Origin of the sequence: Rhizobacter sp. OV335 (genome assembly GCF_900142965.1) — a bacterium.
Taxonomy (GTDB): domain Bacteria; phylum Pseudomonadota; class Gammaproteobacteria; order Burkholderiales; family Burkholderiaceae_C; genus Rhizobacter.
Genome location: NZ_FRCQ01000002.1, coordinates 254,075 through 278,437, shown reverse-complemented (window position 1 = coordinate 278,437; position 24,363 = coordinate 254,075). Strand labels below are relative to the sequence as shown.

At 68.7% G+C, this 24,363-nt stretch carries 26 protein-coding genes; 16 read left to right on the top strand and 10 right to left on the bottom strand.

The genetic code is table 11. The features are described 5' to 3' along the window. Window positions 1-2 precede the first annotated feature (2 nt). The gene (locus BUE42_RS03110) at window positions 3-1,424 is read right to left on the bottom strand and encodes an FAD-binding oxidoreductase (protein WP_073462627.1); all 1,422 of its coding nucleotides are present in this window, start codon (window positions 1,422-1,424) and stop codon (window positions 3-5) included. A gap of 70 nt (window positions 1,425-1,494) precedes the next feature. Here BUE42_RS03110 and BUE42_RS03105 point away from each other — a divergent pair, with 70 nt between their 5' ends. The 9 genes from BUE42_RS03105 (at window position 1,495) to BUE42_RS03065 (ending at window position 9,710) form a co-directional block, all read left to right on the top strand. After that, entirely contained in the window at window positions 1,495-2,202 is a 708-nt protein-coding gene (locus tag BUE42_RS03105) for an RDD family protein (RefSeq protein WP_073462626.1), read from the top strand. After that, window positions 2,199-3,251 (top strand): stage II sporulation protein M, encoded by a 1,053-nt coding sequence (locus tag BUE42_RS03100; RefSeq protein ID WP_073462625.1) that lies wholly within the window; start codon window positions 2,199-2,201, stop codon window positions 3,249-3,251. The genes BUE42_RS03105 and BUE42_RS03100 overlap by 4 nt, the downstream gene beginning before the upstream one ends. Then, entirely contained in the window at window positions 3,241-3,966 is a 726-nt protein-coding gene (locus BUE42_RS03095) for a hypothetical protein (protein ID WP_073462624.1), read from the top strand. The genes BUE42_RS03100 and BUE42_RS03095 overlap by 11 nt, the downstream gene beginning before the upstream one ends. Next, window positions 3,956-4,771: a DUF4129 domain-containing protein gene (locus tag BUE42_RS03090; protein WP_235002050.1), complete on the top strand. Its 816-nt coding sequence runs from the start codon at window positions 3,956-3,958 to the stop codon at window positions 4,769-4,771. The genes BUE42_RS03095 and BUE42_RS03090 overlap by 11 nt, the downstream gene beginning before the upstream one ends. Then, on the top strand, window positions 4,768-6,087 hold the full coding sequence (locus BUE42_RS03085; RefSeq protein ID WP_073462623.1) for a DUF4350 domain-containing protein: 1,320 nt from the start codon (window positions 4,768-4,770) through the stop codon (window positions 6,085-6,087). The genes BUE42_RS03090 and BUE42_RS03085 overlap by 4 nt, the downstream gene beginning before the upstream one ends. Before the next feature lie 9 nt (window positions 6,088-6,096). Continuing rightward, window positions 6,097-7,089, top strand: coding sequence for an AAA family ATPase (locus BUE42_RS03080; protein ID WP_073462622.1), 993 nt, complete (start codon window positions 6,097-6,099; stop codon window positions 7,087-7,089). Between the two features lie 10 nt (window positions 7,090-7,099). Next, complete coding sequence (locus BUE42_RS03075; protein ID WP_073462786.1) at window positions 7,100-8,458, top strand: DUF58 domain-containing protein; 1,359 nt, start codon at window positions 7,100-7,102, stop codon at window positions 8,456-8,458. A 107-nt stretch (window positions 8,459-8,565) separates the two neighbouring features. Further along, a complete protein-coding gene (locus BUE42_RS03070; protein WP_073462621.1) occupies window positions 8,566-9,132 on the top strand; it encodes a DUF805 domain-containing protein in 567 nt (188 codons plus the stop codon). A gap of 2 nt (window positions 9,133-9,134) precedes the next feature. Continuing rightward, a complete protein-coding gene (locus BUE42_RS03065; RefSeq protein WP_073462620.1) occupies window positions 9,135-9,710 on the top strand; it encodes a cob(I)yrinic acid a,c-diamide adenosyltransferase in 576 nt (191 codons plus the stop codon). 9 nt (window positions 9,711-9,719) lie between these two features. On the opposite strand, the gene BUE42_RS03060 is transcribed toward BUE42_RS03065, so the two are convergent. Both BUE42_RS03060 and BUE42_RS03055 read right to left on the bottom strand, forming a co-directional pair. Beyond that, window positions 9,720-10,004, bottom strand: coding sequence for an EF-hand domain-containing protein (locus tag BUE42_RS03060; RefSeq protein ID WP_073462619.1), 285 nt, complete (start codon window positions 10,002-10,004; stop codon window positions 9,720-9,722). Between the two features lie 141 nt (window positions 10,005-10,145). Then, entirely contained in the window at window positions 10,146-11,264 is a 1,119-nt protein-coding gene (locus BUE42_RS03055; protein ID WP_073462618.1) for a 3-deoxy-7-phosphoheptulonate synthase, read from the bottom strand. A 321-nt stretch (window positions 11,265-11,585) separates the two neighbouring features. On the opposite strand from BUE42_RS03055, the gene BUE42_RS03050 reads away from it, so the two are divergent. Both BUE42_RS03050 and BUE42_RS03045 read left to right on the top strand, forming a co-directional pair. Next, on the top strand, window positions 11,586-12,371 hold the full coding sequence (locus BUE42_RS03050) for a fumarylacetoacetate hydrolase family protein (protein WP_073462617.1): 786 nt from the start codon (window positions 11,586-11,588) through the stop codon (window positions 12,369-12,371). Window positions 12,372-12,582: 211 nt separating this feature from the next. After that, on the top strand, window positions 12,583-14,157 hold the full coding sequence (locus tag BUE42_RS03045) for a hypothetical protein (protein ID WP_073462616.1): 1,575 nt from the start codon (window positions 12,583-12,585) through the stop codon (window positions 14,155-14,157). Window positions 14,158-14,209: 52 nt separating this feature from the next. Here the strand turns inward: BUE42_RS03045 and tldD are convergent, their stop codons facing one another. Beyond that, a complete protein-coding gene (tldD, locus tag BUE42_RS03040; protein WP_073462615.1) occupies window positions 14,210-15,685 on the bottom strand; it encodes a metalloprotease TldD in 1,476 nt (491 codons plus the stop codon). A 175-nt stretch (window positions 15,686-15,860) separates the two neighbouring features. On the opposite strand from tldD, the gene BUE42_RS31910 reads away from it, so the two are divergent. Beyond that, window positions 15,861-16,565: a hypothetical protein gene (locus BUE42_RS31910; protein ID WP_143171272.1), complete on the top strand. Its 705-nt coding sequence runs from the start codon at window positions 15,861-15,863 to the stop codon at window positions 16,563-16,565. Window positions 16,566-16,567: 2 nt separating this feature from the next. Here the strand turns inward: BUE42_RS31910 and rsmI are convergent, their stop codons facing one another. Next, window positions 16,568-17,473: a 16S rRNA (cytidine(1402)-2'-O)-methyltransferase gene (rsmI, locus tag BUE42_RS03030; RefSeq protein ID WP_073462613.1), complete on the bottom strand. Its 906-nt coding sequence runs from the start codon at window positions 17,471-17,473 to the stop codon at window positions 16,568-16,570. Window position 17,474: 1 nt separating this feature from the next. On the opposite strand from rsmI, the gene BUE42_RS03025 reads away from it, so the two are divergent. The 3 genes from BUE42_RS03025 to BUE42_RS03015 all read left to right on the top strand — a co-directional run bounded on the left by BUE42_RS03025 (window position 17,475) and on the right by BUE42_RS03015 (window position 19,187). After that, window positions 17,475-17,846, top strand: a complete 372-nt coding sequence (locus tag BUE42_RS03025; RefSeq protein ID WP_073462612.1) for a YraN family protein — start codon at window positions 17,475-17,477, stop codon at window positions 17,844-17,846. Window positions 17,847-17,928: 82 nt separating this feature from the next. Continuing rightward, the gene (locus tag BUE42_RS03020) at window positions 17,929-18,525 is read left to right on the top strand and encodes a phosphoheptose isomerase (protein WP_073462611.1); all 597 of its coding nucleotides are present in this window, start codon (window positions 17,929-17,931) and stop codon (window positions 18,523-18,525) included. Continuing rightward, complete coding sequence (locus tag BUE42_RS03015; RefSeq protein ID WP_073462610.1) at window positions 18,522-19,187, top strand: BON domain-containing protein; 666 nt, start codon at window positions 18,522-18,524, stop codon at window positions 19,185-19,187. The genes BUE42_RS03020 and BUE42_RS03015 overlap by 4 nt, the downstream gene beginning before the upstream one ends. 6 nt (window positions 19,188-19,193) lie before the next feature. Here the strand turns inward: BUE42_RS03015 and BUE42_RS03010 are convergent, their stop codons facing one another. Genes BUE42_RS03010 through BUE42_RS02995 form a run of 4 tightly spaced genes read right to left on the bottom strand, consistent with a single transcriptional unit; the run spans window position 19,194 to window position 23,001 of the window. Continuing rightward, window positions 19,194-20,087 carry an NAD(P)-dependent oxidoreductase gene (locus BUE42_RS03010; RefSeq protein WP_073462609.1) on the bottom strand — a complete coding sequence of 298 codons (894 nt, stop codon included), beginning with the start codon at window positions 20,085-20,087 and terminating at the stop codon, window positions 19,194-19,196. Window positions 20,088-20,100: 13 nt separating this feature from the next. Next, the gene (locus BUE42_RS03005) at window positions 20,101-21,237 is read right to left on the bottom strand and encodes a PilT/PilU family type 4a pilus ATPase (RefSeq protein ID WP_073462608.1); all 1,137 of its coding nucleotides are present in this window, start codon (window positions 21,235-21,237) and stop codon (window positions 20,101-20,103) included. 18 nt (window positions 21,238-21,255) lie between these two features. Continuing rightward, entirely contained in the window at window positions 21,256-21,909 is a 654-nt protein-coding gene (locus tag BUE42_RS03000; RefSeq protein WP_083613840.1) for a cyclic nucleotide-binding domain-containing protein, read from the bottom strand. Between the two features lie 48 nt (window positions 21,910-21,957). Continuing rightward, on the bottom strand, window positions 21,958-23,001 hold the full coding sequence (locus BUE42_RS02995) for a type IV pilus twitching motility protein PilT (protein WP_073462607.1): 1,044 nt from the start codon (window positions 22,999-23,001) through the stop codon (window positions 21,958-21,960). Between the two features lie 102 nt (window positions 23,002-23,103). On the opposite strand from BUE42_RS02995, the gene BUE42_RS02990 reads away from it, so the two are divergent. Continuing rightward, window positions 23,104-23,805: a YggS family pyridoxal phosphate-dependent enzyme gene (locus tag BUE42_RS02990; protein WP_073462606.1), complete on the top strand. Its 702-nt coding sequence runs from the start codon at window positions 23,104-23,106 to the stop codon at window positions 23,803-23,805. On the opposite strand, the gene BUE42_RS02985 is transcribed toward BUE42_RS02990, so the two are convergent. Then, window positions 23,794-24,276, bottom strand: a complete 483-nt coding sequence (locus BUE42_RS02985) for an Lrp/AsnC ligand binding domain-containing protein (protein WP_056804268.1) — start codon at window positions 24,274-24,276, stop codon at window positions 23,794-23,796. The two genes, BUE42_RS02990 and BUE42_RS02985, sit on opposite strands and share 12 nt — an antisense overlap. Between the last annotated feature and the right edge of the window lie 87 nt (window positions 24,277-24,363).

Sequence of the window (24,363 nt, the reverse complement as noted above, 5' to 3'; positions counted from 1 at the left end):
CCTCACAGGGAAAAGATCTTGCCGGGGTTCATGATGTTCTTCGGGTCGAGCGCGCGCTTGACGCTGCGCATCATGTCGACCGCGCCGGCCCCCGCTTCGGTGACCAGGAAGCCCATCTTGTGCAGCCCGATGCCGTGCTCGCCGGTGCAGGTGCCGTCGAGCCGCAGCGCGCGCTGCACCAGCTGCAGGTTCAGCCGCTCGGCGGTCTCGCGTTCTTCCGGCTTGTCGGGGTCGATCAGGTAGGCGAGGTGGAAGTTGCCGTCGCCGACGTGGCCGACGATGTAGTACATCAGCCCCGAGGCCTCGACCTCGGCGACGCTGTCGTTGATGCACTCGGCCAGCCGCGAGATCGGCACGCAGGTGTCGGTGGTCACGGTGCGGCTGCCTGGCTTCATCTGCAGCCCGGCGAAGTACGCGCGGTGGCGGGCGGTCCACAGCCTGGTGCGCTCCTCCGGCGTGATCGCCCACTGGAAGCCTTCGCCGCCGAACTCGCTGGCGATCTCCTGCACGGTGGCGGCCTGCTCGGCCACGCTCGCCTCGCTGCCGTGGAACTCCATCAGCAGCAGCGGCGATTCGGGCAGCGTCAGCTTGTCGTGCCGGTTCACCGCGCGCACCGCGTTGGCGTCGAGCAGCTCGCAGCGGGCGATCGGCACGCCCATCTGGATCAGCTGGATGGTGGTGCGCACCGCGGCGTCGATGCTCGGGAAGCTGCAGGTGGCGGCCGAGATCGCCTCGGGCAGCGGGTACAGCTTCAGCGTGATCTCGGTCATCACGCCGAGCGTGCCTTCGCTGCCGACCATCAGCCGCGTCAGGTCGTAGCCGGCCGACGACTTGCGCGCCCGCGTGCCGGTATGGATCACCTCGCCCTGCGGCGTGACGACGGTGAGCGCGAGCACGTTGTCGCGCATCGTGCCGTAGCGCACGGCGTTGGTGCCACTCGCGCGCGTGGCGCTCATGCCGCCGAGCGTGGCGTCGGCGCCGGGGTCGATCGGGAAGAACAGCCCGGCATGGCGGATCTCGGTGTTCAGCTGCATGCGGGTGACGCCGGCCTGCACGGTGACGGTGAGGTCTTCGGGGCGCACCGACACGATGCGGTTCATGCGCGTCAGGTCGATGCTGACGCCGCCCTGCACCGCGAGCAGGTGGCCTTCGAGCGACGAGCCGGCGCCGTAGGGGATCACCGGCACGGCGTAGCGGTCGGCCAGCTTCACCACCTCGGCGACGTCGTCGGTGCTCTCGCAGTACACGACCACCTCGGGCGGCGGCACGTCGAACGGCGATTCGTCGCGGCCGTGCTGCTCGCGCACCGCGAGCGCGGTGGAGCAGCGCTCGCCGAAGCGGGCCCGCAGCGCATCGACCATCTCGGCGGGAACCGGCCGCGGATCGAGCTGCGGCAGCAGGTGGGCGGGGATGGGTGCGTTCATGGCGAGGCCTCCGACAACGGAACGTCGATTCTGCACCCTAGAATCTGCGACCTCACCACCGAACGCTTCCGTGTCCCTGGATACGCTGACCACCGTCGAGACACCGGAAGGCATCGCGCTGTCGCTGAGACCGGCCGGGCTGGTGCCGCGCGTGCTCGCGTTCGCGGCCGACTTTGGCATCCGCGTCGTGATGTTCCTGACGCTGTCGGCGCTGCTGGGCCTGGGCGGTGGCATGGGCGCCGGGCTGCAGCTGATGGTGTATTTCCTGCTCGAATGGTTCTACCCGGTGGCGTTCGAGCTGGCGCTGGCCGGTGCCACGCCCGGCAAGCGCATGCTGGGCCTGCGGGTGGTGATGGACTCCGGCCTGCCGGTGACGCCGGCCGCGTCGATCATCCGCAACCTGCTGCGCGCGGCCGACTTCATGCCGCTGCTGTACGGCTTCGGCGTGCTCGCGATGCTGTGGCGGCCCGATTTCAAGCGCCTGGGCGACATGGCCGCCGGCACGCTGGTCGTGCATGCCGGCAGCGTCGAGTTGCACGGCGCGCTGCCCGAGGCGCCGCCTCGCGCGCCGGCCCGGCCGCTCGCGCTGCGCGAGCAGGCCGCCATCGTCAACTGGGCGATGCGCGGTGCGCGGCTCACGCCGGCCCGCTTCGACGAACTCGCCACCCTCGCCCGCTCGGCCACCGATGCCGCCGACGGCACCCCGGCCGACGCCACGCAGCGCCTGCTCGGCGTCGCGCACTGGCTGCTCGGCCGCCGCGGAGACGCCGCCCGATGACGCCGCTGCAGTTCGAGGCGGTGCATGCGCCGCTGTGGGACGAGTTGCAGGCCCTGCTCGACCGGGCGGAGGGCACGCGTCCACGCAAGAAGGCCGACAAGAAGACCGCCAAGCCGGCCGAGCGGAAGAAGATCCTCCCGGTCGACGGCGCCCGCCTCAGCGTGCTGTACCGCCGCGCCTGCGAGCACCTGGCGCTGGCGCAGGCGCGCGCCTACCCGATCGGCCTGACGCAACGCCTGGAGCAGCTGACCCACCGCGCGCACCAGCTGATCTACCGCCGCCACGAGCCCGGCTTCGGCATCGGGCGGTTGCGCCGGCTGCTGCTGGTCGACATCCCGCAGAGCGTGCGTGCGCACCGCGGCTACCTGCTGGTGGCGGCGCTGCTGTTCGTCGTGCCGACGCTGCTGGTCGGCTGGGCCTGCTGGCGCGACCCCGGCTTCATCCTGCACCTGATGGATGCGCAGCAGGTGCGCAACTTCGACCAGATGTACGGCCCCGGCGCCGACCCGATCGGCAAGCCGCGCAGCGCCGAGACCGACTGGCAGATGTTCGGCTACTACATCCAGCACAACATCGGCATCGGCTTCCAGTGCTTCGCGGCCGGCCTGTTCGGCGGCATCGGCAGCGCGTTCTTCCTGGTCTTCAACGGGCTGCAGGGCGGCGCGGTCGGCGGCTACCTGACGGCGCGCGGCCACGGCGAGGCGTTCTACTCGTTCATCGTCACGCACTCGGCCTTCGAGCTGACGGCCATCGTGATGTCGGGTGCCGCCGGGTTGCGGCTCGGCCATGCGCTGCTGGCGCCCGGCCGTCGCACGCGGCTCGAGGCGCTGCGCCATGCGTCGTCGCACGCCATCGTCGTGATGTACGGCGTGATCGCGTTCCTGCTGATCGCCGCGGCGGTCGAGGCCTTCTGGTCGTCGGCCCGCTGGGTCGAGCCGCAGGTCAAGTACGGCGTCGGCGCGGCCTGCTGGGCGCTGGTGATCGCCTACCTGGGCTGGCAGGGGCGGCCGCGCCGCGCTGCCGACGTGGAGGCCGCGAATGCAGGTTGACGCGATCGCCGTCGAGCTGCGCCCGCGCCCGATGCACGAGGCCGGCGACCTGGGGGTGCGCCTGGTGCAGGCCAACGCGCGCTCGGTGTGGGCGACCTGCACGCCGGTGTTCGCCGCGGTGTTCCTGCTCGCGCTGTCCAGCGTCGAGATCGCGAGCTGGCTGCCGAGCGTGCTGATCTTCTGGCTCAAGCCCTGGATGGACCGCAGCGTGCTGTTCGTGCTGTCGCGCGCGGCCTTCGGCCAGTCGACCCGCTTCGCCGACCTGTGGCGCGCGCAGCGCGAGGTCTGGTGGGGCCAGTGGTTCACGAGCCTGACGTGGCGGCGCCTGTCGCCGTGGCGCTCGTATACGCAGCCGATCTACCAGCTCGAAGGCCAGCGCGGCAAGGCGCGGCGGCAGCGGCGCGCGCTGATGCTGCGCTCGCAGCGCGGCCCGGTCGGCGCGATGCACCTGGTGTTCGCGCATGCCGAGGCCTTTCTCGGCATCGGGCTGATGGCGTTCATCGCGCTGCTGCTGCCCGAAGGCCTGCGCAGCGACGCCTGGGGCTGGTTCACCGGCGGCAGCGTGTCGGCGTCGTTCGCGACCGCCAGCGGCTACGCGCTGGTGGTGCTGGTGCTGGAGCCGTTCTATGTCGGCGCCGGCTTCGCGATGTACCTGAACCGGCGCGTGCAGCTCGAGGCCTGGGACATCGAGCAGGAGTTCCGCCGTGCGTTCTAGCGCTGCGTGGTGGCTGGCGGTGGCGCTGCTGGGCGCCGGTGCGCAGGCCCAGCAGGCGCCCGACGCGGCGGCCTCGGCTGCTTCTGCCCCTGAGGCCGTGGCAGGCCGCCCGTCGCGCGACGAGATCGAAGCCGAACTCGCGACGCTGCGCGCCGACCCGCGCTTCGGCGGCACGCAGAAGCAGAAGACCTGGCGCTTCAAGCCGCGTGAATCCGAGCCGAAGAAGCCCGAGCCGCCGGGCGCGATGCCGGGCTGGTTCAAGTGGCTGCGCGAGTTCGCCGGCTGGGTCACCGCGGCCGGCCGCCTGGTCGTGTGGACAGTCGGCGCGGTGCTGGTCGCGGTGCTGATTGTCGGGCTGCGCTACTGGATCCGCGAGCGCGCCGGTGCGCTGCCGCAGCGCGCGCCGCCGCTGCCCAGCCATGTGCGCGACCTCGACATCCGCCCCGAGAGCCTGCCCGACCGCATCGGCCCGGCCGCTGCCGCGCTGTGGCAGCGCGGCGAGCAGCGGGCTGCCTTGTCGCTGCTGTACCGCGGCGCGTTGTCGCGGCTGGTGCATGGGCATGCGCTGCCGATCCGCGCGGCCAGCACCGAGGGCGAGTGCGTCGCGTTGGCACGCGCGCGGCTGCCTGCCGAGCCGGCAGAGTTCTTCGCTCGGCTGGTGAGTGCCTGGCAGCTCGCGGTCTACGGCGCCCGGCTGCCGCAGACCGACGAGGTGCTTGCGCTGTGCCGCGAATTCGACGCGCGGCTGCAGGCGCCCACCGCGCCGGTCGGCGCCGCGGCCGTTGTCGGAGCGCAGGCCGCATGAAGCTGCTGACTTCCGACAACCTGCTGCGCGCCGGCATCGCCGCGGTGTTGGTCGGCGGCCTGCTGTGGCTCGCGTCGTGCACCGAATGGGTCGAGGTCGACGTGCCGAAGCCGCCGTCGATCGAGGCGGCGAAGAATGACCTGCTCGCGCTCGAAGACCTGGCCCGCCGGCTCGGCGTGAAGGTCGAGCGGCCGACCGACCTGTCGCAGCTGCCGCCGGCCGGCAGCACCGTCTGGTTCGCGACCTGGCAAGGCAGCATCTTCCCCGGCCGCGGCGAGCGGCTGCGCGCCTGGGTGGCCGACGGCGGGCAGCTGGTGCTGCAGGCGACCGACCTCAACGAGGCGGAGCTCAACGCCTGGTTGCCGGTGCGCACGCTGAAGCCGGTGGCGCCGGCTGCACACCACGCCGCATCCGGTGTGCGTGGGCACGACGACGATGAGGACGACGGCGAAGACGAGGATGAAGAGGCCGACGCGCCGTCCGCACCGGCGGCGCAGGCCTCGCGCCCGGCCGCCGGCGGCAAGCACGATATCGACCGCATGCTGGCGCAGATGCGCGAAGGCCCGCCGTGCCGCTCGGTGGCCGAGCCGGAATCGGTGGCACCGGCCTTCCCGCCGGCGCGCAAGTTCATGAGCTGCGCCCACCCGCCGTGGCCATCGGTGCAAGCGAAGCTGCCGGCCAGCTGGCAGCTCGATGCCGAGAACGGCATCGAAGTGCTGCGCGTGCCGCACGGCCGCGGCAGCGTCACCGTGCTCGCCGGCTGGGACCTGCGCGGCAACCGGGCGCTGACGCGCGGCGACAACGGGCTGATCGCGTCTGCTGCACTGCAACTGCACCGCGGGCAGCTGCTGTGGATCGTCGAACAGGAATCGCGGGTGTCGCTGGCGGCCTGGCTCTGGCAGGCCGGCGCGGCGGCGCTGCTGCTGGCGGGCCTCGCGCTGCTGCTGGCCTGGTGGCGCGCCGCGCCGCGCTTCGGCCCGCTGACGGTGCCGACGCCGCCGGGCCGCCGCTCGATGGTCGAGCAGGTCACCGGCACCGCGCGTTTCCTGTGGCGCCACGGACCGCTCGCATTGCAGGCGGCGCAGGTGCGCGCGCTCGACGAGAGCGCCCGGTTGCACGTGATGCGCTACGACGAGCTCGAGCGCGGTGCCCGCGCGTCGGCGATCGCGAAGTTGACCGGGCTGGACGCCGCGGCGCTCGGCCTCGCGCTCGACCGCAGCATCCCGCGCCGCCGCATCGACCTGCCGCCCGTGCTCGAACTGTTGGAAACCGCGCGCCGCCGGCTGGCCACGCGCGCCACGCACACCGCTTCCTGAGGACCCTCCATGCAGATCAAACCCACCGACCTGACCCGTGCCGCCGAACTGCTGAACGAACTGCGCAGCGAGGTCGGCAAGGCCGTCGTCGGCCAGCAGCAGGCGGTGGACCAGTGCCTTGTCGCGCTGATGGCCAGCGGCCACGTGCTGATCGAAGGCGTGCCCGGCCTCGGCAAGACGCTGCTCGCGCGCACGCTGGCCAAGTCGCTGTCGCTGAACTACGCCCGCGTGCAGTTCACGCCCGACCTGATGCCGTCGGACATCACCGGCCATGCGGTGCTGGAGGCGCGCGGCGAGGCGGGCGCGCCGGTCGGCGCGCTGCGCGTGCACCGCGGGCCGGTCTTCACCAACCTGCTGCTGGCCGACGAGATCAACCGCGCGCCGGCCAAGACGCAGAGCTCGCTGCTGGAGGTGATGCAGGAATACCAGGTGACGATCGAGGGCCAGACGCTGCCGCTGGACAAGCCGTTCATGGTGCTCGCGACGCAGAACCCGGTCGACACCGAAGGCACCTACCCGCTGCCCGAGGCGCAGCTCGACCGCTTCCTGTTCAAGATCGACATCGGCTACCCGTCGCAGGATGAAGAGACCGCGATCGTGCGCCGCACCACCGAGCAGCTGGCCGGCGACCAGTTTCCGCTCGACGCGATCACGCCGCGCCTGGACGAGCGCTCGGTGCTGGCGCTGCAGCGCCTGGTGTCGTTCATCCGCGTCGACGACAAGGTGCTCGACTACGCGGTGCGGCTGGCGCGGGCCACCCGCGTGTGGCCGGGCCTGTCGGCCGGTGCCGGGCCGCGCGGCGCGATCGCGCTGGTGCGCGCGGCGCGGGCCACCGCGATGATGCAGGCGCGCGATTTCGTGACGCCCGACGACGTGAAGCAGCATGCGCTGCCGGCCCTGCGCCACCGCGTGATGCTGGCGCCCGATGCGCAGCTCGAAGGCCGTGCGCTCGGCGAGCTGCTGGCCGCGATGGTCGACAGCGTGGCCGCGCCGCGCCTGTGAGCTGCCGCTGATGCGCCTGCGCCTGATCCCCAGCCGTGCCGCCGTGGCGGTGGTGGCCGCCGCCGCGCTCGCGAGTGCGGTCGCGCTGCTGGCGGGCGTGCCGGCGCCGTGGGTCTCGGTGGGGGCCGGCGCGCTGGCGGCCGCGGGCCTGGGCTGGGCGCTGGCCGACCTGTGGCACACGCGGCGCCGCTGGGCGCGCGCGCCGCTGCGGCTGGAGCGGCGCTTGCCGCAGGCGCTGGCGCTCGGCGTGCCGCGCGAGCTGGTGCTCAACGTTGCCAACCCGGCGACGCTCGCGTGGCGCGGCACGGTGTTCGACGAACCCGACGGCACGCTCGATTTCGACGGCCTGCCGCGCGCGTTCAAGCTGCCGGCGCGCCGGCGCATCGAGCTGCGCTACCGCGTGACGCCGCGCCGGCGCGGCCCGGTGCGTTTCGGCGGCACGCAGCTGCGGCTGCGTTCGCGCGGCGGCAGCTTCGAGTGGCTGCACCTGCTGGGCGAACCGCAGGTGCTGCACGTGTACCCGAACTTCGCGGCGGTCGCGCGCTATGCGTGGCTGGCCGGCGACCGGCGGCTGTCGCAGATCGGCATCAAGACCTATGCGCAGCGCGGCGAAGGCACCGACTTCAAGCAGCTCGCCGACTACCAGAGCGGCGACCCGGTGCGCCACATCGACTGGAAGGCGACGCTGCGCCACGGCCGGCCGATCGTGCGGCAGTTCCAGGACGAGCGCGACCAGTGCGTGCTGTTTCTGCTCGATTGCGGGCGGCGCATGCGGGCCGACGAGGGCGCGCTGAGCGCCGACGGCGGCCACTTCGACCAGACGCTGAACGCGCTGATGCTGCTGACCCACGTCGCGCTGAAAGAGGGCGACGAGGTCGGCGCGATCACCTTCGGGCATGCGCCGGGGCAGCAGCGCCGCTTCGCGCCGCGCAAGGGCGCGGTGACGCTGAACGCGATGATGGCGCGGCTGTACGACATCGAGCCCGGCACCGACCACTCCGACTACCTCGAGGCAGCGCGCGACGTGATGAAGCTGCAGCGCAAACGGGCGCTGGTGATCATGCTGACGAACTTCCGCGATGAAGACGCGGCCGAGCTGGCCCCGGCGCTGAAGCTGATGCGCACGCGCCACCTGGTGCTGGTGGCCAGCCTGCGCGAGCGGGTGCTGCGCGAGCTGGCGGGCCAGCCGCTGGGCGTGGCCGAGCGGGCGGTCGAGGTGGCCGGCGCGCACTGGTTCGAGCAGGGGCGGCGCGATGCCTTCCGGCGCGTGACCGGGCAGGACGCGCTGTCGGTGGACGTGGAGCCGCGCGACCTGCCGGTGGCGCTGGTGAACCGGTATCACGCGGTGAAGCGGTCGCGGCTGCTGTAGGGGCGGTCCACCCAACAGGGGTGCTATGCGCGGCGCGGAGGCTCCGCTACGATGGCCGCGCCGAACCCCGGCCCACGACATCACACCATCCCGAGGAGAACCATCCCATGGCCACTGCCAACCCTTCCGCCAATCCCTACCAGCCGCCGCGCGCGGCCGTTGCCGACATCGACCGCGCGTCGGGCGAAGTGCAGGAGATCAACCTGTGGTCGGCGCGCGGACGCATCGGCCGCCTGCGCTACCTCGCCTACCTCGGTGCGAGCTACCTGCTGCTGCTGCCGGTGTTCCTCGTGGCCGGCCTGGTCATGGCCCTGACGAATTCGCCGTTCGTGGCGGTGGCGATCTACATCGTGGTCGGCATCGTGTACCTCATCTGGAGCGTGATGATGATGATCCAGCGCACGCACGACATGGGCTGGACCGGCTGGGCGGTGCTGCTCGCGATCATTCCCTTCGTCGCGTTGATCTGGTTCTTCAAGGCGGGCACGCCCGGCACCAACGAATACGGCGCGCCGCCCCCGCCGAACAGCCGCTCGGTGAAGATCCTGGCCTGGGTGTTCCCGGCCTTCTTCGTGCTCGGCATCCTGGCCGCGATCGCGCTGCCGGCCTACCAGAGCTACGTGATGCGGGCCAAGGCCGCGCAGATGCAGGTCACGCCGCCGGCGCAGCCCTGAGCATGGCGAACCGACTCACCCAGATCGCCACCCGCACCGGTGACGACGGCAGCACCGGCCTCGGCGACGGCACGCGCGTGCCGAAGGACCACCTGCGGGTGCAGGCGATGGGCGATGTCGACGAGCTGAACTCGACGCTCGGCGTGCTGCTCGCCGAGCCGTTGCCCGACGAGGTGCGCGAGCTGCTGGTCGTGATCCAGCACGAGCTGTTCAACCTCGGCGGCGAGCTGTCGATCCCCGGCTACGAGCTGCTGAAGGCCGATGCGGTGCTGCGGCTCGACGAGGCGCTGGCCCACCACAACGCCGCGCTGCCGCGCCTGAAGGAGTTCATCCTGCCAGCGGGCACGCGCAGTGCGGCGATCGCGCACGTGGGGCGCACCGTCGCGCGGCGGGCCGAGCGCGCAGTGGTGGCGCTGGCCGCGCACGAGGCGGTGCGGGCCGAGCCGAGGCAGTACCTGAACCGGCTGAGCGACCTGCTGTTCGTGCTGGCGCGCGTGCTGAATCGCGCCAACCTCGACGGGCTGGGCGGCGACGACGTGTACTGGCGCAGCGAGCGGCTGGCGAGAGACGCGGACTGAGCGGCCCGGTCAGGGCGCCGAGTAGTAGCCGACCGCGAATTCGGCCAGCGTCAACTGGCCGTCGTGGTCCACATCGAGCTTGTCGAACATCGCGGCGATGGCCGGCAGGCGCTCGGCCTCCTCGCGCGACAGCTTGCCGTCGCCGTTCACGTCGACGCGGGTGAACACCGCCTCCATCGCGGTCTTGTCCTTGGCCGACGGCTCGGCCGCCAGCGCCAGGGCGCTGGCCAGCAGCGCCGCGCCGCCCAGGGTCACGGCCAGCAGGCTGCTGCGAATGCGGTGCGGCGTGGTCATGGCGTGCCCCGGTCAAGTGGATCGAACCGGCATTGCACCCGATCCTGCGCGCCGGGGCCAGTCTTCTTGCCTTGGCTTACCCGCGCTACATCTGCGTGACCGCCTTTACATGCGCAGACGCCCCGTGCCGCGCCGGGCCACTCAGCCGCGGCGTGCCTTCACCGACTGGTGCAGCACGTCGAGCACCGTCAGCGAATCGTCCCAGCCGATGCAGGCGTCGGTGATGCTCTGGCCGTAGGCGAGCTGCGCCGGATCGTCCTTGCCGGCGCTGAACTTCTGCGCACCGGCCTGCAGGTGGCTCTCGACCATCACGCCGAAGATGCGGCGGCTGCCACCGGCGACCTGGCCGGCGATGTCGCGCGCGACGTCGATCTGGCGCTCGTGCTGCTTGCTGCTGTTGGCGTGCGAGCAGTCGACCATCAGCGACGGGTTCAGCTTGGCGGCCTCGAGGTCCTTGCAGGCCGCCTCCACATGCACCGCGTCGTAGTTCGGCGTCTTGCCGCCGCGCAGGATCACGTGGCAATCGGGGTTGCCGCGCGTCTCGACGATCGCGACCTGGCCGTTCTTGTGCACCGACAGGAAGTGGTGCGCGCGGGCCGCGGCCTGGATCGCGTCGGTGGCGATGCGGATGTTGCCGTCGGTACCGTTCTTGAAGCCGATCGGTGCCGACAGGCCCGAGGCCAGCTCGCGGTGCACCTGGCTTTCGGTGGTGCGCGCGCCGATCGCGCCCCACGAGATCAGGTCGCCGATGTACTGCGGCGAGATCACGTCGAGGAACTCGCTGCCGGCCGGCATGCCCAGGCGGTTGATCTCGGTCAGCAGCTGGCGCGCGATGCGCAGGCCTTCGTCGATGCGGTAGCTCTCGTCGAGGTAGGGGTCGTTGATCAGGCCCTTCCAGCCGACGGTGGTGCGCGGCTTCTCGAAGTAGACGCGCATCACGATCTCGAGCGTGTCGGCGTATTTTTCGCGCTGCACGCGCAGCTTGCGGGCGTAGTCGACGGCGGCGACCGGGTCGTGGATCGAGCACGGGCCCATCACGACGAGCAGGCGGTCGTCGCGGCCGGCGACGATGTTCTTGATGCGCTGGCGGGTGTCGGCGATCAGCGTTTCGGCGGCCGTGCCGCGGATCGGGAAGAAGCGAACCAGGTGTTCGGGCGGGGGCAGCGGAGTCACGTCCTGGATCCTTTCGTCGTCGGTCTGGCCTGTCTTGTCGATGGGCGCATACCAACCCTCCGTGGCGCTGGCGGACTTGGCGTTCATGGGCGTGATCTCCTGCTGGGATGGGACGGTGAAACTTCGGGAGGGCAAAAAAAAACCGCCGGGGGAGCCCGGCGGTTTGGTGAGTTCTTTGCGTTTGTCTCTTACAGCCTACGCGCTGACCTCTCCTCCGCCGGGCGGTGCGAGAACCAAAAGTAGGCAAAGAAGTAGGACGGGACGAAACGCATGGGCGCGAATGTAGCACGGGCTCCCGACGGGCCGTCAAGCTCCTTTTTGCGCACAGGTGTTTGCCGTCGGCGGCAAATTGACAGCGTCGCGCGGGCGCGGGTCAATCGCGGTTTGCCAACAAGACTGGAGACAAGCATGGACCGACGACACCTGATTTCCACCGGCGCCGTGATGGGCCTGGGCACCGTGGCCGGCTGCGCCACCGACAGCCGCGCGGCCGGCGGCGCGAAGACCGCGTTCGACGTGCCGCAGCCGACGCTGCCGGTGGTCGGCAGCGCCGAGCTGTTCCCGGTGCGGCGCATCTACTGCATCGGCCGCAACTACGCGGCGCATGCGCGCGAGATGGGTTCCGACCCGAACCGCGAGCCGCCGTTCTTCTTCCAGAAGCCGAGCGATGCGGTGCAGTTCGTCGCGCCCGGCAGCACCGGCGAGCACCCGTACCCGCCGCTGACGAAGAACTACCACTACGAGATCGAACTCGTCGCGGCACTGCACCGGGGTGGACGCAACGTGCCGCCGGAGCAGGCGCTGGACCTCGTCTACGGCTACGCGATCGGGCTCGACATGACGCGCCGCGACCTGCAGCGCGCGATGGGCGACGAGAAGAAGCCGTGGGAGATCGGCAAGAGCTTCGACCGCTCGGCACCGATCGGGCCGATCCACCGCGTGGCGCAGGTCGGGCATTTCACGCAAGGCTCGATCACGCTGAAGGTGAACGGCCAGCTGAAGCAGAACGCCGACCTGAAGCAGATGATCTGGAGCGTGGCCGAGCAGATCAGCAAGCTGTCGCAGGCCTTCGAGCTGAAGCCGGGCGACATCATCTTCAGCGGCACGCCGGAGAACGTCGGGCCGGTGGTGCCGGGGGATGTGATGCAGGGGGAGATCGCGGGCTTGCCGCTGCTGAGCGTGCGGGTGGTGTAGGCGGGGCAAGAGAGGGAACCGCGCCGGGCGTGTCGTTACCAATGCAGGCAGGCGAGCAGACGCCTGCTGCAGCGACAGCGACACCTCCGGACAGGAACCGACCATGAGTGGGCATACCTCAGGCAAACCCAGCTTGCCTCGCGCGTCACTGAAGAGCGTCCGCACCCGCGATGCGAGATGCACGGGACCTGATAAGAAGGCCACGCCTCGGATGACGCAGGAGAGGGCGGAGGCCACATTGGTCTCGCTGGGTCTGCAATCGCCACGGCGGCCCACGATCGAACCTCAATCCGACGAGCTGTTGACACAGCAGCGCCAGGACGAGGAAGCGCTGTTGCGCGCGATCGAAGCTGCGATGACGCGCAATGACGATGCCTCTGCCGAAGCGCTGCGCCTGCAATTGAAAGCGGTGCAGCAGCAAGGTGTCGCGTTGCGGGAGAGGCTCGCGTCGACGACGCCCGGAACGGTGGAACAGCTGCGGGCCTGCCGGCAACAGCTCGACAGGGAGCTTGAAACCGCGGGTCCACTGAAGGACGAGTTCCAGGCCGCCAGGGACTACGTGCAGGCGCTGGAGACCCGCATCGAGGCCTCTGCAGCCAGAGTGGAGTACCTCGCGAAGAAGGTTGACGCGCTACTCGCGCCGGCCACGCACAAGCCCGAGATGAAGCACGGAACGCTCTCGGACGTGGCGTTACTCAGGCGATGCGATATCGAGAGTCATCAGCAGTCGGGGCGAGTCTGGCATTCGCAGTCACTCATCAACGCAGGGCCGCAATGGCTCGTCAATCAGGAGAGAACCATGAGTTCCGGAATCGGAAAGTCTTTGGGGAAGCGCGAGAAGCACGGCACCACGGGCGAAGGGAAGAAGCCTGAGCACAAGAGCCGCGTCAAAGACAGCCAGCGAAAGGCTCGTCAAACCTTGAATCTGGCGGGTGGGCAAGACGACTATGTCATTCCATCGACGCCGCTTGGCAAGGGCCGTGCCACGGTTGATTTCTCGTCTTCCAACTCAAGCTCCGTCTTGCCGACGTACGCGGATCGGAAAGAGCATGACCCACGAAGGACGTGGAGTCCGAGATCGCCAGGTCAGACGCCGAGGGGAAAGCCAAGCATCCAGAAGCAGATACCGACGCTGGGCAGCGGTCGCAACGTCCACGAAGTCATTCGGGAACTCGTAGGATCGGTGAAAGATGCCTCCGAAGAACAGATCCGCAAGGCGCTCGAACACCTGGGTGTCATGGTTGGAAGCGATGTCAATCTGAAAAGTGCCGTGCAGGACTACAAGAGAAAGGCACAAGCGGCAAGACGCGAAATGGGCAATCTGGAACAGCGCGCGATTGACATGGAAGAGCAGGCGGCCGTTCTGCAGAAACTCAGCGAAGGCGGAATCGCACAATGCGAGAAGGCAATTGTCGAGTTGAATGCAGAGCTCGAGCGCCGAGCGATGACCTCTGTCGAGTATGGCCAAGTTGAGGAGGCCACGACTTCGTTCGGAGAGGGGACCTTCGGGGGAGCTACGCTGAAACTGACGGAGCTGATCGACGAGTTGACCCGTGCAGACGAGAAGGCGGAAGCCGAGACTCGTGAAAAGCAGCGTGCCGACAGTGTCCGGAACGTGCGTCCGTCCAAACCGGTCGCTGCGGTCGAAACGGGAACAGCGTCGCCCGACAAGATCGAACGCAAGGTTGCTGAGCACAAGAGTCGAGTAGAGCAGCTCAAAGCGCTTCTCGCGGATGCGCAAGCCAAGCTGGAGAAGTGGGACGGCATGGCCAACGCCAACCTATAGCAAGAGCTGGTCAGGCGCCCGCACCACCAAGCGCCTCGCCGTGCTGGTTTGCTCAGGCCGTCCCGCCCACCGTCATCTTGTCGATGCGCAAGGTGGGCTGCCCCACCCCCACCGGCACGCTCTGCCCTTCCTTGCCGCACACGCCGACGCCGGTGTCGAGCTTCATGTCGTTGCCGATCATGCTGACGCGGGTCAGCGCGTCGGGGCCGTTGCCGATGATGGTGGCGCCCTTCACCGGGTACTGGATCTTGCCGTTCTCGACCCAGAAGGCCTCCGACGCGGAGAACACGAACTTGCCGCTCGTGATGTCGACCTGGCCGCCACCGAAGTTGGTGGCGTACAGCCCGCGCTTCAGGCCGGCGATGATCTCTTCCTTGGGCTTGTCGCCGCCCAGCATGTAGGTGTTGGTCATGCGCGGCATCGGCACGGCGGCGTAGCTCTCGCGGCGGCCGTTGCCGGTCGGGGCGACGCCCATCAGGCGGGCGTTCATCGAATCCTGGATGTAGCCCTTCAGGATGCCGTCCTCGATCAGCACGTTGCGCTGCGTCGCGTTGCCTTCGTCGTCGACGTTCAGCGAGCCGCGGCGGTCCGGAATCGTGCCATCGTCGAGCACGGTGACGCCCTTGGCCGCCACGCGCTGGCCGATGCGGCCGCTGAACGCGCTCGAGCCCTTGCGGTTGAAGTCGCCCTCGAGCCCGTGGCCGATGGCCTCGTGCAACAACACGCCGGGCCAGCCCGGGCCGAGCACCACGCTCATCTCGCCGGCCTTGGCCGGGCGCGATTCGAGGTTGGTCAGCGCCGCCTTGACGGCATCGTTCACATAGCTCTCGATGATGTTGTCGTGGAAGTAGCCGAGCCCGAAACGGCCGCCGCCGCCGCCGGAGCCGACTTCGCGGCGCACCTCGCCGGCGATGGTCTGCTCGGCGATCACGGTGACCGACAGGCGCACCAGCGGGCGCACGTCGGCGGCCAGCGTGCCGTCGGCGCGGGCCACCAGCACCACGTCGTATTCGGCGGCGATGCCGGCCATCACCTGCTTGATGCGCGGGTCCTTGGAGCGGGCGAGCTTCTCGACGCGTTCCAGCAGCGCGACCTTCTGCGTGCTGTCGAGCGTGGCGATCGGGTCCATCGGCGCGTAGAGCACGCGGCTGCCGGCGATCTTCGGCGCGCCGCCGATCTTGACCGTGCGGCTCTGGCCGGCCGCGGCGATGGTGCGCACGGTGGCGGCTGCATCGAGCAGCGCAGCCTCGGAGATGTCGTCGGAGTACGCGAAGGCGGTCTTCTCGCCGGCCACCGCGCGCACGCCGACGCCCTGGTCGATGCCGAAGCTGCCGCTCTTCACGATGCCTTCTTCCAGGCTCCAGCCTTCGCTGCGCGTGTACTGGAAGTAGAGGTCGGCGTCGTCGATGCGGTGCGTCGCGATGGCCTGCAGGGCCTTCGAGAGCGTGGCATCGGTCAGGCCGAAGGGTTCGAGCAGCAGCGAGCGGGCGACGGCCAGTCGTTCGATGGTGGGTTCGCGCGAGATCATGGCGGCGGCTCCTGTGGGGTGGTGGGGCATTCTAGGAGGAGGCGAAAGGCACGACGGTAAAAAGGGACCGGTGCAAAGGGAACCGAACATCGAACCACGTCACTCAGGGTTCGATATCAGTGAAAGCTTGTCCAGACGCTCACACCAGTCGCAATCCTTGTCAGGAGTCACAGCTATGAAAGAAACGCAGCCCCCTCGCGGAAAGTTCACTCACGGCACTTCGCCGGGAAAGAATGAAGAGAAGCGGAAAAGTAGGCTGTCCATTCGGGAGGTTCGTGGGAAATCTGCGAAGAGCATCCCGAACTTCAAAGACTGTGTGCCGTTGACCGAGGCGCAATCGGTGGCCTGGGACAAAGGCGAATTGAATTTCGGCCAATTGACTCCCAGGCAGCAGCGGCAAGTCAAGGACTATGAAAAGAAGTTGCCGCGGGAGGTGACTGCTGGGGCCGACGCGGAAAAAACCCCGAGAAAAGAACCAGCCGACCTAAAGCTGTCATCTGGCAAGGGAGTCCAAAGTGGCACACGGAAAGTGCTTCCAAGCTCGCAAGAGCACGCACCCTCGACACCGAAGGGCAAATCGAGCCCGAGGATCAAGACCCGGAGTCGGACGCCCGGCGTTGTCATACCTGAGCAGATGGAAATCTTGACGGCGGAGCTGAATGAGCCGGTCGATGAGCGCTTGGAACAAAAGATCCACTTTCAACGAGAGAAGATTGGCGGGCTCAAACAGCAACTCAAAGCGGAGGAAGGTCGTCTGAGGCTGCTTCGGCAAAAGCGAGATGCGCTGGCGGCCAAGGCGAAAGAGATCGGTGACACAAGCTCATCCACCGGCGCCAGTGCGCTTGTCCACAAGTTGTCGTATCAGCGCCGCCAGCAGTAGCGTTATTCAAGTTCGCGTTTCAATCGCAGCGCATGCTCGTAGAGCACATTGCGGGCTTGCCCCGTCAGGCTGGCCGCGAGCGACACGGCCTGCTTGAGGGGCAACTCCGCGAGCAGCGTCTGCAACGTCGCGGTGGCGCGGGCTTCATCATCGCCGCTGCTCACCGCCTGGCCATGGAGCACCAGCACGAACTCGCCCCGCACACGGTTGGCATCCGCGGCAAGCCACGCCGGCAGTTGGTCGGCCGGCATCGTCGCGACGTTTTCGAACTGCTTCGTCAGTTCGCGGCACACGGTCAGCGGCCGCGCACCGCACGCGCCGGCCAAGGCGGTAGCCAATGCCTCGATGCGGTGCGGCGCCTCGAACAGCACTTGCGCCGACGCACGCGCTGCCACGGCGGCCAGTGCACGTTGCCGCTCAGCGCCCTTCGCCGGCAGGAACCCGACGAACTCGAAGCCGCCGGTGACGGTGTCCCCCGCCACGCTCAACGCGACCAACGCGCTGCTGGCACCCGGAAGAGGAACACACCGATGACCCGCCGCCTGCGCCGCAGCGACCAGCACCGCGCCCGGGTCGCTCACCGCCGGCGTCCCCGCATCGCTCACATACGCCACCCGCTCGCCGCGCCCCAGCCGCGCCACCACCGCCTGCGCCGCTTCGCGCTCGTTGTGCTCGTGCACCGCCAGCAGCGGCTTGTCGAGTCCGAGGTGCCGCATCAGTTGCGCGCTGTGCCGCGTGTCCTCGCAGGCCACCGCGTCGACCAGCGACAGCACGTGGATCGCGCGCAGCGTGATGTCGGCCAGGTTGCCGATCGGCGTCGCGACGACGTACAGCGTGCCGGCGGGATACTGCTGTGCCCCCGCCGCGGCCTCGGCCGCCTTCAGCAACAACGATGAATCCAGGGTCACGATGGTCCAGACGACGAAGGAGGTGGGAGACGACGGCGAGGCACGGGCGCTCGCGCACCTGCTGCGCCACGGCCTCGTGCTGGTGCGGCGCAATTATCGGGTCGCCGCCGGCCCGCGCGCCCGCGGGGGTGAAGTCGACCTGATCCTGCGCGATCGTGACGGCACGCTGGTGTTCGTCGAGGTGCGCGCCCGCGCCCGGCTCGGCCATGGCGGTGCGGCGGCGAGCGTCGGGGCTGTCAAGCAGCGTCGTGTCATCTTCGCGGCGCATCATTTCCTGCGCACGTACCCGACGCTGCCGCCCTGCCGCTTTGACGTCGTGGCCATCGACGGCGAGCAGCTCGATTGGCTGCGCGCGGCCTTCGACACCGGTTGAGAGAGGGCCCACCCAAGGCTTGAGCGGGCAATCACACCCCTCGGAACCAAGCTGGTGCACCCGTGTCATATGATCCATGCCCATGCTCGAACAACGAATCCAGCAACAGTTCTTCGACAGCGCCGACCTGAAGTACGCGGCCGCTGAAATCCTCTCCCGTCCGATTGCCGATGCCGTCAGTGCCGTGGTCGGCTGCATCACCGCCGGCGGCAAGGTGCTCGCCTGCGGCAACGGCGGCTCCGCCAGCGACGCCCAGCACTTTGCCGCCGAGTTCATCGGCCGCTTCGAGCGCGAACGCCCCGGCCTCGCCGCGATCGCGCTGACGACCGACTCCTCGATCCTCACGGCGATCGGCAACGACTACGATTTCAACGTGATCTTCTCGAAGCAGGTGCAGGCGCTCGGCGCCCCCGGCGACGTGCTGATCGCGATCACCACCAGCGGCAACTCCGCCAACGTGCTGGCCGCCGTCGAGGCGGCCCACGCGAAGGAGATGACCGTGGTCGCGCTGACCGGCCGCGGCGGCGGCAAGATGGCGGCCGAACTCACCGAAACCGACGTCCACATCTGCGTGCCGCACGAACGCACCGCGCGCATCCAGGAAGTCCACATCCTCGCGCTGCATTGCCTGTGCGACGCGGTCGATCTGCAATTGCTGGGTGAACAGGAAAACACATGAAGCTTCTCGTCTCTCGCCTCTCTCCCTTCACCGTCGTCGTCGCGGCGGTCGTCGCCGCTGCCAGCCTGTCCGGCTGCGCCGCCCTCTTCATCGGCGGCGCAATGGTCGGCGGCACATTGGTCGCCACCGACCGCCGCACCTCCGGCGCGCAGCTCGAAGACCAGTCGATCGAACTGAAGGCCGGCAAGCGGATCGCCGAGGTCACCGATCAACAGAAGTCGCGCGTCAGCGTCACCAGCTACAACCGCATGGTGCTGCTGACCGGCGAGGTGCAGACCGACACCGAGAAGGCCGCCGTCGAGCAGGCCGTGACGCAGCTCGAGAACGTGCGCACCGTCGTCAACGAGGTCTCGCTGGCCGGCAGCAACACCTTCAGCCGCAGCGGCGCGAGCGATGCGCTGCTCACCAGCAAGGTCAAGGCGACGCTGATCGATGCGCGCGACGTGATGGCCAATGCCTTCAAGGTGGTCACCGAGCGCGGCACCGTCTACCTGATGGGCATCGTCACGCAGCGCGAGGCCGACCGCGCGACCGACCTGGCGCGCAGCATCAGCGGCGTGCAGAAGGTGGTGCGTGTGTTCGAGGTCGTCACCGAAGACGAACTGGCACGGCTGCGTCCGGCCGAACCGCCGAAGCCGGCGACGTCGTCGAACAAGCCCTGATGAGGCTTACTTCAGCCTCGTGATGAGGCTGGACGTATCCCAGCGCTGGCCGCCGGTGGCCTGCACGTCGGCATAGAACTGGTCGACCAGCGCCGTGACCGGTAGCCGCGCGCCGTTGCGCTTGGCCTCGTCGAGCACCAGGCCCAGGTCCTTGCGCATCCAGTCGACCGCGAAGCCGAAATCGAACTTGCCGTCGATCATCGTCGGCCCGCGGTTGTCCATCTGCCAGCTCTGCGCGGCGCCCTTGCCGATCACGCCGAGCACGGCCTTCATGTCGAGCCCGGCCTTCTGGCCGAACGCGACCGCCTCCGCCAGGCCCTGCACGAGCCCGGCGATGCAGATCTGGTTCACCATCTTCGCCAGCTGGCCGGCGCCGCTCTCGCCGAGCAGCGTGACGGCCTTGGCAAAGGCCATCGCGACCGGCTGGGCCTTCGCGAACGCGGCAGCGTCGCCACCGCACATCACGGTCAGCGCGCCGTTGATCGCGCCCAGGTTGCCGCCGGACACCGGCGCATCGATGAAGCGCAGGCCGAGCGCGCGGGCCGCCACGTCGAGCTCGCGCGCCACCTCGGCCGACGCGGTGGTGTGGTCGACGAAGATCGCGCCCGGCTTCATGCCGGCGAAGGCGCCGTCGGGCCCGGTCGTCACGGCGCGCAGGTCGTCATCGTTGCCGACGCAGGCGAACACCAGGTCGGCGCCGGCCGCCGCGGCTTTCGGGGTGGGGGCGCTCGCGCCGCCGTACTCCTTCGCCCACTGCGCCGCCTTGGCCGCGGTGCGGTTGTAGACGGTCACGCGGTGCCCGGCGCGGGCCAGGTGCCCGGCCATCGGGTGGCCCATCACGCCCAGGCCCAGAAAGGCCACGGTCTGCGCGGCAATCGGCTCGTAGGTCTTGGTGCTCATCGCGGGCGTGTCCTCAGACGATGGTCAGGTGCTCGGTGCCGGCGGACAGGTCGCTGCTGCGCGCGCGGTTGCTGTTCAGCTTGATCTGCAGCCGCAGGTCGTTCACCGAGTCGGCATTGCGCAGCGCGTCTTCGTAGGTCACCAGGTGGTTCTCATACAGGTCGAACAGGCTCTGGTCGAAGGTCTGCATGCCCAGCTCGCGCGACTTCTTCATGATCTCCTTGATCTCGGAGACCTCGCCCTTGAAGATCAGCTCGGAGATCAGCGGCGTGTTCAGCATGATCTCGACCGCGGCGATCCGCCCGCGCCCTTCCTGGCGCGGCAGCAGCCGCTGCGACACCAGCGACTTCAGGTTCAGCGACAAGTCCATCAGCAGCTGGGCGCGGCGCTCTTCGGGGAAGAAGTTGATGATCCGGTCGAGCGCCTGGTTGGCGCTGTTGGCGTGCAGCGTGGCCATGCACAGGTGGCCGGTTTCAGCGAAGGCCACCGCGTGCTCCATGGTCTCGCGGTCGCGGATTTCGCCCATCAGGATCACGTCGGGTGCCTGGCGCAGCGTGTTCTTCAGCGCCTGGCCCCAGCCTTCGGTGTCGAGGCCGACCTCGCGCTGCGTGATGATGCAGTTCTTGTGCGGGTGCACGAACTCGACCGGGTCTTCGATCGTGATGATGTGGCCGTACGAGTTCTCGTTGCGGAAATCGACCATCGCCGCCAGCGAGGTGCTCTTGCCCGAGCCGGTGGCGCCGACGAAGATCACGAGACCGCGCTTGGTCATCGTCACGTCTTTCAGCACCTGCGGCAGGTTCAGGCTGTCGATGGTCGGCAGCGTCTGCGGAATCGTCCGCATCACCAGCCCGACGTGGCCCTGCTGCACGAAGGCGTTGACCCGGAAGCGGCCGATGCCCTGCGGAGAGATCGCGAAGTTGCACTCCTTGGTGCGCTCGAACTCGGCGGCCTGCTTGTCGTTCATCACCGCGCGCGTCAGCGCCAGCGTGTGCTGGCCGGTCAGCGGCTGCGGCGACACCTTGGTGACCTTGCCGTCGACCTTGATGGCCGGCGGGAAGTCCGCGGTGAGGAACAAGTCGGACCCGTTGCGCGACACCATCAGGCGCAGCAGGTCGTTGACGAATTTCGATGCCTGGTCTCTTTCCATGATGCTTCCTCTGGCCCGTCAGGTGCTGGACAACAAGGCACTCAGCCGGGCGCTGACCTGCCGCAAACGCAATGACAAACGCCGCGACAGCGAGGCCAGCAGGGCCAGGCCGAGTCGCGGCTCGAACATGATCATCTCATCCAATCGCTGCGCATCCACCACCGCGAGGGTACACGGCGTCAGCGTGGTGCAGGCGGAGAAGCGGGCGCCCGCGTCGAGCAGCGACATCTCGCCCAGCATGTCGCCGGCCCGCGCCTCGGCCAGCCGGGCGCGTCCGCCCCAGGGCTGGATGCGGTCGACCGCCAGCGTGCCGTCGAGCACGATCAGCATGTAGTCGCCCTGCTCGTCCTGGCCGATCACTTCCTTGTTGGCCGGCACCTGCACGAACTGCAGGTACTGGCTCATGCGCTGCAGCTCGTCCGGGCTGAGCGCGGCCACGTAGCGGTCGGCACCCCACAGCCTGGCGAACAGCGGCTCGGCCTGCTGGCGCTCGATCGGGGTGGCGCCGACCGTCGGCGCGCGCGCGGCCCAGGTGGCCAGCGCCTGGGTGTCTTCGGCGCGGTCGGCGAACTGGGTCGAGAAGAAGCCGGATTCGCCGAGGCCCGCGTCCTCCTTCGAGACCGCGCGCGCGTCGTCGCCGCCACGCTTCAGGCGATCAAAGAGTCGTTTCACGCGGCACCTGGGGCGGACGGATCGAGGCGGGTGGCGGGTTGTGGCCGGTCAGCCGGGGAAGTTTTCGGGGAACTTCGCCTTCGAGCGCGCTTCGGCCGGCGAGATGATGTTGCGGCGAACCAGGTCCGACAGGTTCTGGTCGAGCGTCTGCATGCCCACCGTGTTGCCGGTCTGGATCGACGAATACATCTGCGCGATCTTGTTCTCGCGGATCAGGTTACGGATGGCCGCGGTGCCCAGCATGATCTCGTGCGCCGCGGCACGGCCGCTGCCGTCCTTCAGCTTGCACAGCGTCTGCGAGATCACGCCGATCAGCGATTCCGACAGCATCGAGCGCACCATTTCCTTTTCGGCGGCCGGGAACACGTCGACCACGCGGTCGATCGTCTTGGCGGCCGAACTGGTGTGCAGCGTGCCGAACACCAGGTGGCCCGTTTCGGCGGCGGTCAGCGCGAGGCGGATGGTTTCCAGGTCGCGCATTTCGCCGACCAGGATGCAGTCCGGGTCTTCGCGCAGCGCCGAGCGCAGCGCGTTCGCGAAGCTCAGCGTGTGCGGGCCGACCTCGCGCTGGTTGATCAGGCACTTCTTGGATTCGTGCACGAACTCGATCGGGTCCTCGACCGTCAGCACGTGGCCGTACTCGTTTTCGTTCAGGTGGTTGACCATCGCGGCCAGCGTGGTCGACTTGCCCGAGCCGGTCGGGCCGGTGACGAGCACCAGGCCGCGCGGCTTCAGCGCGAGCTCGGCGAACACCTTCGGGGTGTTGAGCTGCTCCAGCGTCAGGATCTTCGACGGAATGGTCCGGAACACGGCGCCGGCGCCGCGGTTCTGGTTGAAGGCGTTGACCCGGAAGCGGGCCAGGCCCTGGATCTCGAACGAGAAGTCGCACTCGAGCGTTTCTTCGTAATTCTTGCGCTGCGAGTCGTTCATGATGTCGTAGACCATTTCGTGCACCTGCTTGTGCTCGAGCGGATCGACATTGATGCGACGCACATCGCCGTGCACGCGGATCATCGGCGGCAGCCCTGCCGACAAGTGAAGGTCGGAGGCCTTGTTCTTGACCGAGAACGCGAGCAGTTGGGTGATGTCCATGGGGTGCTTGTAATGGGTTGTGAGCGGCCACCTCGTCGGCGGGGCTCGCGGCGCCGCCTGTTCCCGGGTGTCCCTGGTAGCTTGGGATAGGCTCGGGGAATTATGGCGACGATTGCTTCGAACATACAACAAGTGCACCAGCGCATCTCGCGGGCATGTGCGCTCTCGCAACGGCCCGTGCGAAGCGTCACGCTGCTGGTTGTTACCAAAACTTTCGGGCCGGACGCGGTGCGCGAGGCCTTCGCGGCGGGCGAATGCCGCTTCGGCGAGAACTACGTGCAAGAGGGCATCGACAAGATCGCGGCGCTCGCCGAGCTGCGAGCCGACGTCGAATGGCACCTGATCGGCCCGCTGCAGAGCAACAAGACGCGCGTCGTCGCCGAGCAGTTCGACTGGGTGCATTCGGTCGACCGGCTGAAGATCGCGCAGCGGCTGAGCGAGCAGCGGCCGGCTCAGCTGGCGCCGCTGCAGTTGTGCCTGCAGGTGAACATCAGCGGGGAGGCGAGCAAGAGCGGGCTGGCGCCGGACGAGGTGGCCGAGGTGGCTCGGCAGGTCGCGGCGCTGCCCGGGGTGCGGTTGCGTGGGCTGATGGCGATTCCCGAGCCGGCCGGCGATCTCGAGGGCCAACGCGCGCCGCACCGGGCGTTGCGGGAGTTGCTGGAGCAACTGAAGGCCGAGGGCCTGGCGCTCGACACGCTGTCGATGGGCATGTCGGCCGATCTCGATGCGGCCGTGGCCGAGGGCGCGACGATGGTGCGCGTCGGCAGCGCGATCTTCGGCAGCCGGGCTGTATCAGATCGGTAGCGCCGTCGTGTTCTTCACCTCTTCCATCACCGCATACGTGTGCGTCTCCCGCACCCCCGGCAGGCTCCAGATCACCGAGCCGATCAGCTCGCGGTACGAGCCCATGTCGGCCACGCGCGTCTTGATCAGGTAGTCGAAACCGCCGGCCACCAGGTGGCATTCGAGGATCTCGGGCCGCACCTGCACTGCCGCCTTGAAGGCCTTCATCACGTCCGGCGTCGTGCGGTCGAGCACCACCTCGATGAAGACCATCATTCCCGCGCCGAGCTTGTCGGGGTTCAATCGGGCCTCGTAGCCGAGGATGAAGCCGTCGCGCGTCAAGCGCTTCACCCGCTCCAGCACGGCCGTCGGCGACAAGTGCACCGTCTCGGCCAACTTCAGGTTCGAGATGCGCCCGTCCTGCTGCAGCGCGCCCAGGATCCGGGCGTCGATCTTGTCCAGCGTGGCGGGCAGGCTGTGATTGGTTTTCATGGTGAATGAATTCGGAGACTGGCTTTTTGTCGGTGATTAATTCATGTAGTCCGCAGATACGCTAGTAGAACTAACACCAATGGTGAC

Excerpts from the sequence above, each read along its gene's own strand:
- BUE42_RS03095 (WP_073462624.1), top strand. The coding sequence starts at position 3,241 with ATGCAGGTTGACGCGATCGCCGTCGAGCTGCGCCCGCGCCCGATGCAC.
- BUE42_RS31910 (WP_143171272.1), top strand. The coding sequence starts at position 15,861 with ATGAAAGAAACGCAGCCCCCTCGCGGAAAGTTCACTCACGGCACTTCG.
- BUE42_RS03060 (WP_073462619.1), bottom strand. The coding sequence starts at position 10,004 with ATGACCACGCCGCACCGCATTCGCAGCAGCCTGCTGGCCGTGACCCTG.
- BUE42_RS03055 (WP_073462618.1), bottom strand. The coding sequence starts at position 11,264 with ATGAACGCCAAGTCCGCCAGCGCCACGGAGGGTTGGTATGCGCCCATC.
- BUE42_RS03110 (WP_073462627.1), bottom strand. The coding sequence starts at position 1,424 with ATGAACGCACCCATCCCCGCCCACCTGCTGCCGCAGCTCGATCCGCGG.
- BUE42_RS03065 (WP_073462620.1), top strand. The coding sequence starts at position 9,135 with ATGGCGAACCGACTCACCCAGATCGCCACCCGCACCGGTGACGACGGC.
- BUE42_RS03080 (WP_073462622.1), top strand. The coding sequence starts at position 6,097 with ATGCAGATCAAACCCACCGACCTGACCCGTGCCGCCGAACTGCTGAAC.
- BUE42_RS03015 (WP_073462610.1), top strand. The coding sequence starts at position 18,522 with ATGAAGCTTCTCGTCTCTCGCCTCTCTCCCTTCACCGTCGTCGTCGCG.
- BUE42_RS02995 (WP_073462607.1), bottom strand. The coding sequence starts at position 23,001 with ATGGACATCACCCAACTGCTCGCGTTCTCGGTCAAGAACAAGGCCTCC.
- BUE42_RS03010 (WP_073462609.1), bottom strand. The coding sequence starts at position 20,087 with ATGAGCACCAAGACCTACGAGCCGATTGCCGCGCAGACCGTGGCCTTT.
- tldD (WP_073462615.1), bottom strand. The coding sequence starts at position 15,685 with ATGATCTCGCGCGAACCCACCATCGAACGACTGGCCGTCGCCCGCTCG.
- BUE42_RS03025 (WP_073462612.1), top strand. The coding sequence starts at position 17,475 with ATGGTCCAGACGACGAAGGAGGTGGGAGACGACGGCGAGGCACGGGCG.
- BUE42_RS02985 (WP_056804268.1), bottom strand. The coding sequence starts at position 24,276 with ATGAAAACCAATCACAGCCTGCCCGCCACGCTGGACAAGATCGACGCC.
- BUE42_RS03050 (WP_073462617.1), top strand. The coding sequence starts at position 11,586 with ATGGACCGACGACACCTGATTTCCACCGGCGCCGTGATGGGCCTGGGC.
- BUE42_RS03045 (WP_073462616.1), top strand. The coding sequence starts at position 12,583 with ATGACGCAGGAGAGGGCGGAGGCCACATTGGTCTCGCTGGGTCTGCAA.
- BUE42_RS03085 (WP_073462623.1), top strand. The coding sequence starts at position 4,768 with ATGAAGCTGCTGACTTCCGACAACCTGCTGCGCGCCGGCATCGCCGCG.
- BUE42_RS03005 (WP_073462608.1), bottom strand. The coding sequence starts at position 21,237 with ATGGAAAGAGACCAGGCATCGAAATTCGTCAACGACCTGCTGCGCCTG.
- BUE42_RS03070 (WP_073462621.1), top strand. The coding sequence starts at position 8,566 with ATGGCCACTGCCAACCCTTCCGCCAATCCCTACCAGCCGCCGCGCGCG.
- BUE42_RS03020 (WP_073462611.1), top strand. The coding sequence starts at position 17,929 with ATGCTCGAACAACGAATCCAGCAACAGTTCTTCGACAGCGCCGACCTG.
- BUE42_RS03100 (WP_073462625.1), top strand. The coding sequence starts at position 2,199 with ATGACGCCGCTGCAGTTCGAGGCGGTGCATGCGCCGCTGTGGGACGAG.
- BUE42_RS03075 (WP_073462786.1), top strand. The coding sequence starts at position 7,100 with ATGCGCCTGCGCCTGATCCCCAGCCGTGCCGCCGTGGCGGTGGTGGCC.
- BUE42_RS02990 (WP_073462606.1), top strand. The coding sequence starts at position 23,104 with ATGGCGACGATTGCTTCGAACATACAACAAGTGCACCAGCGCATCTCG.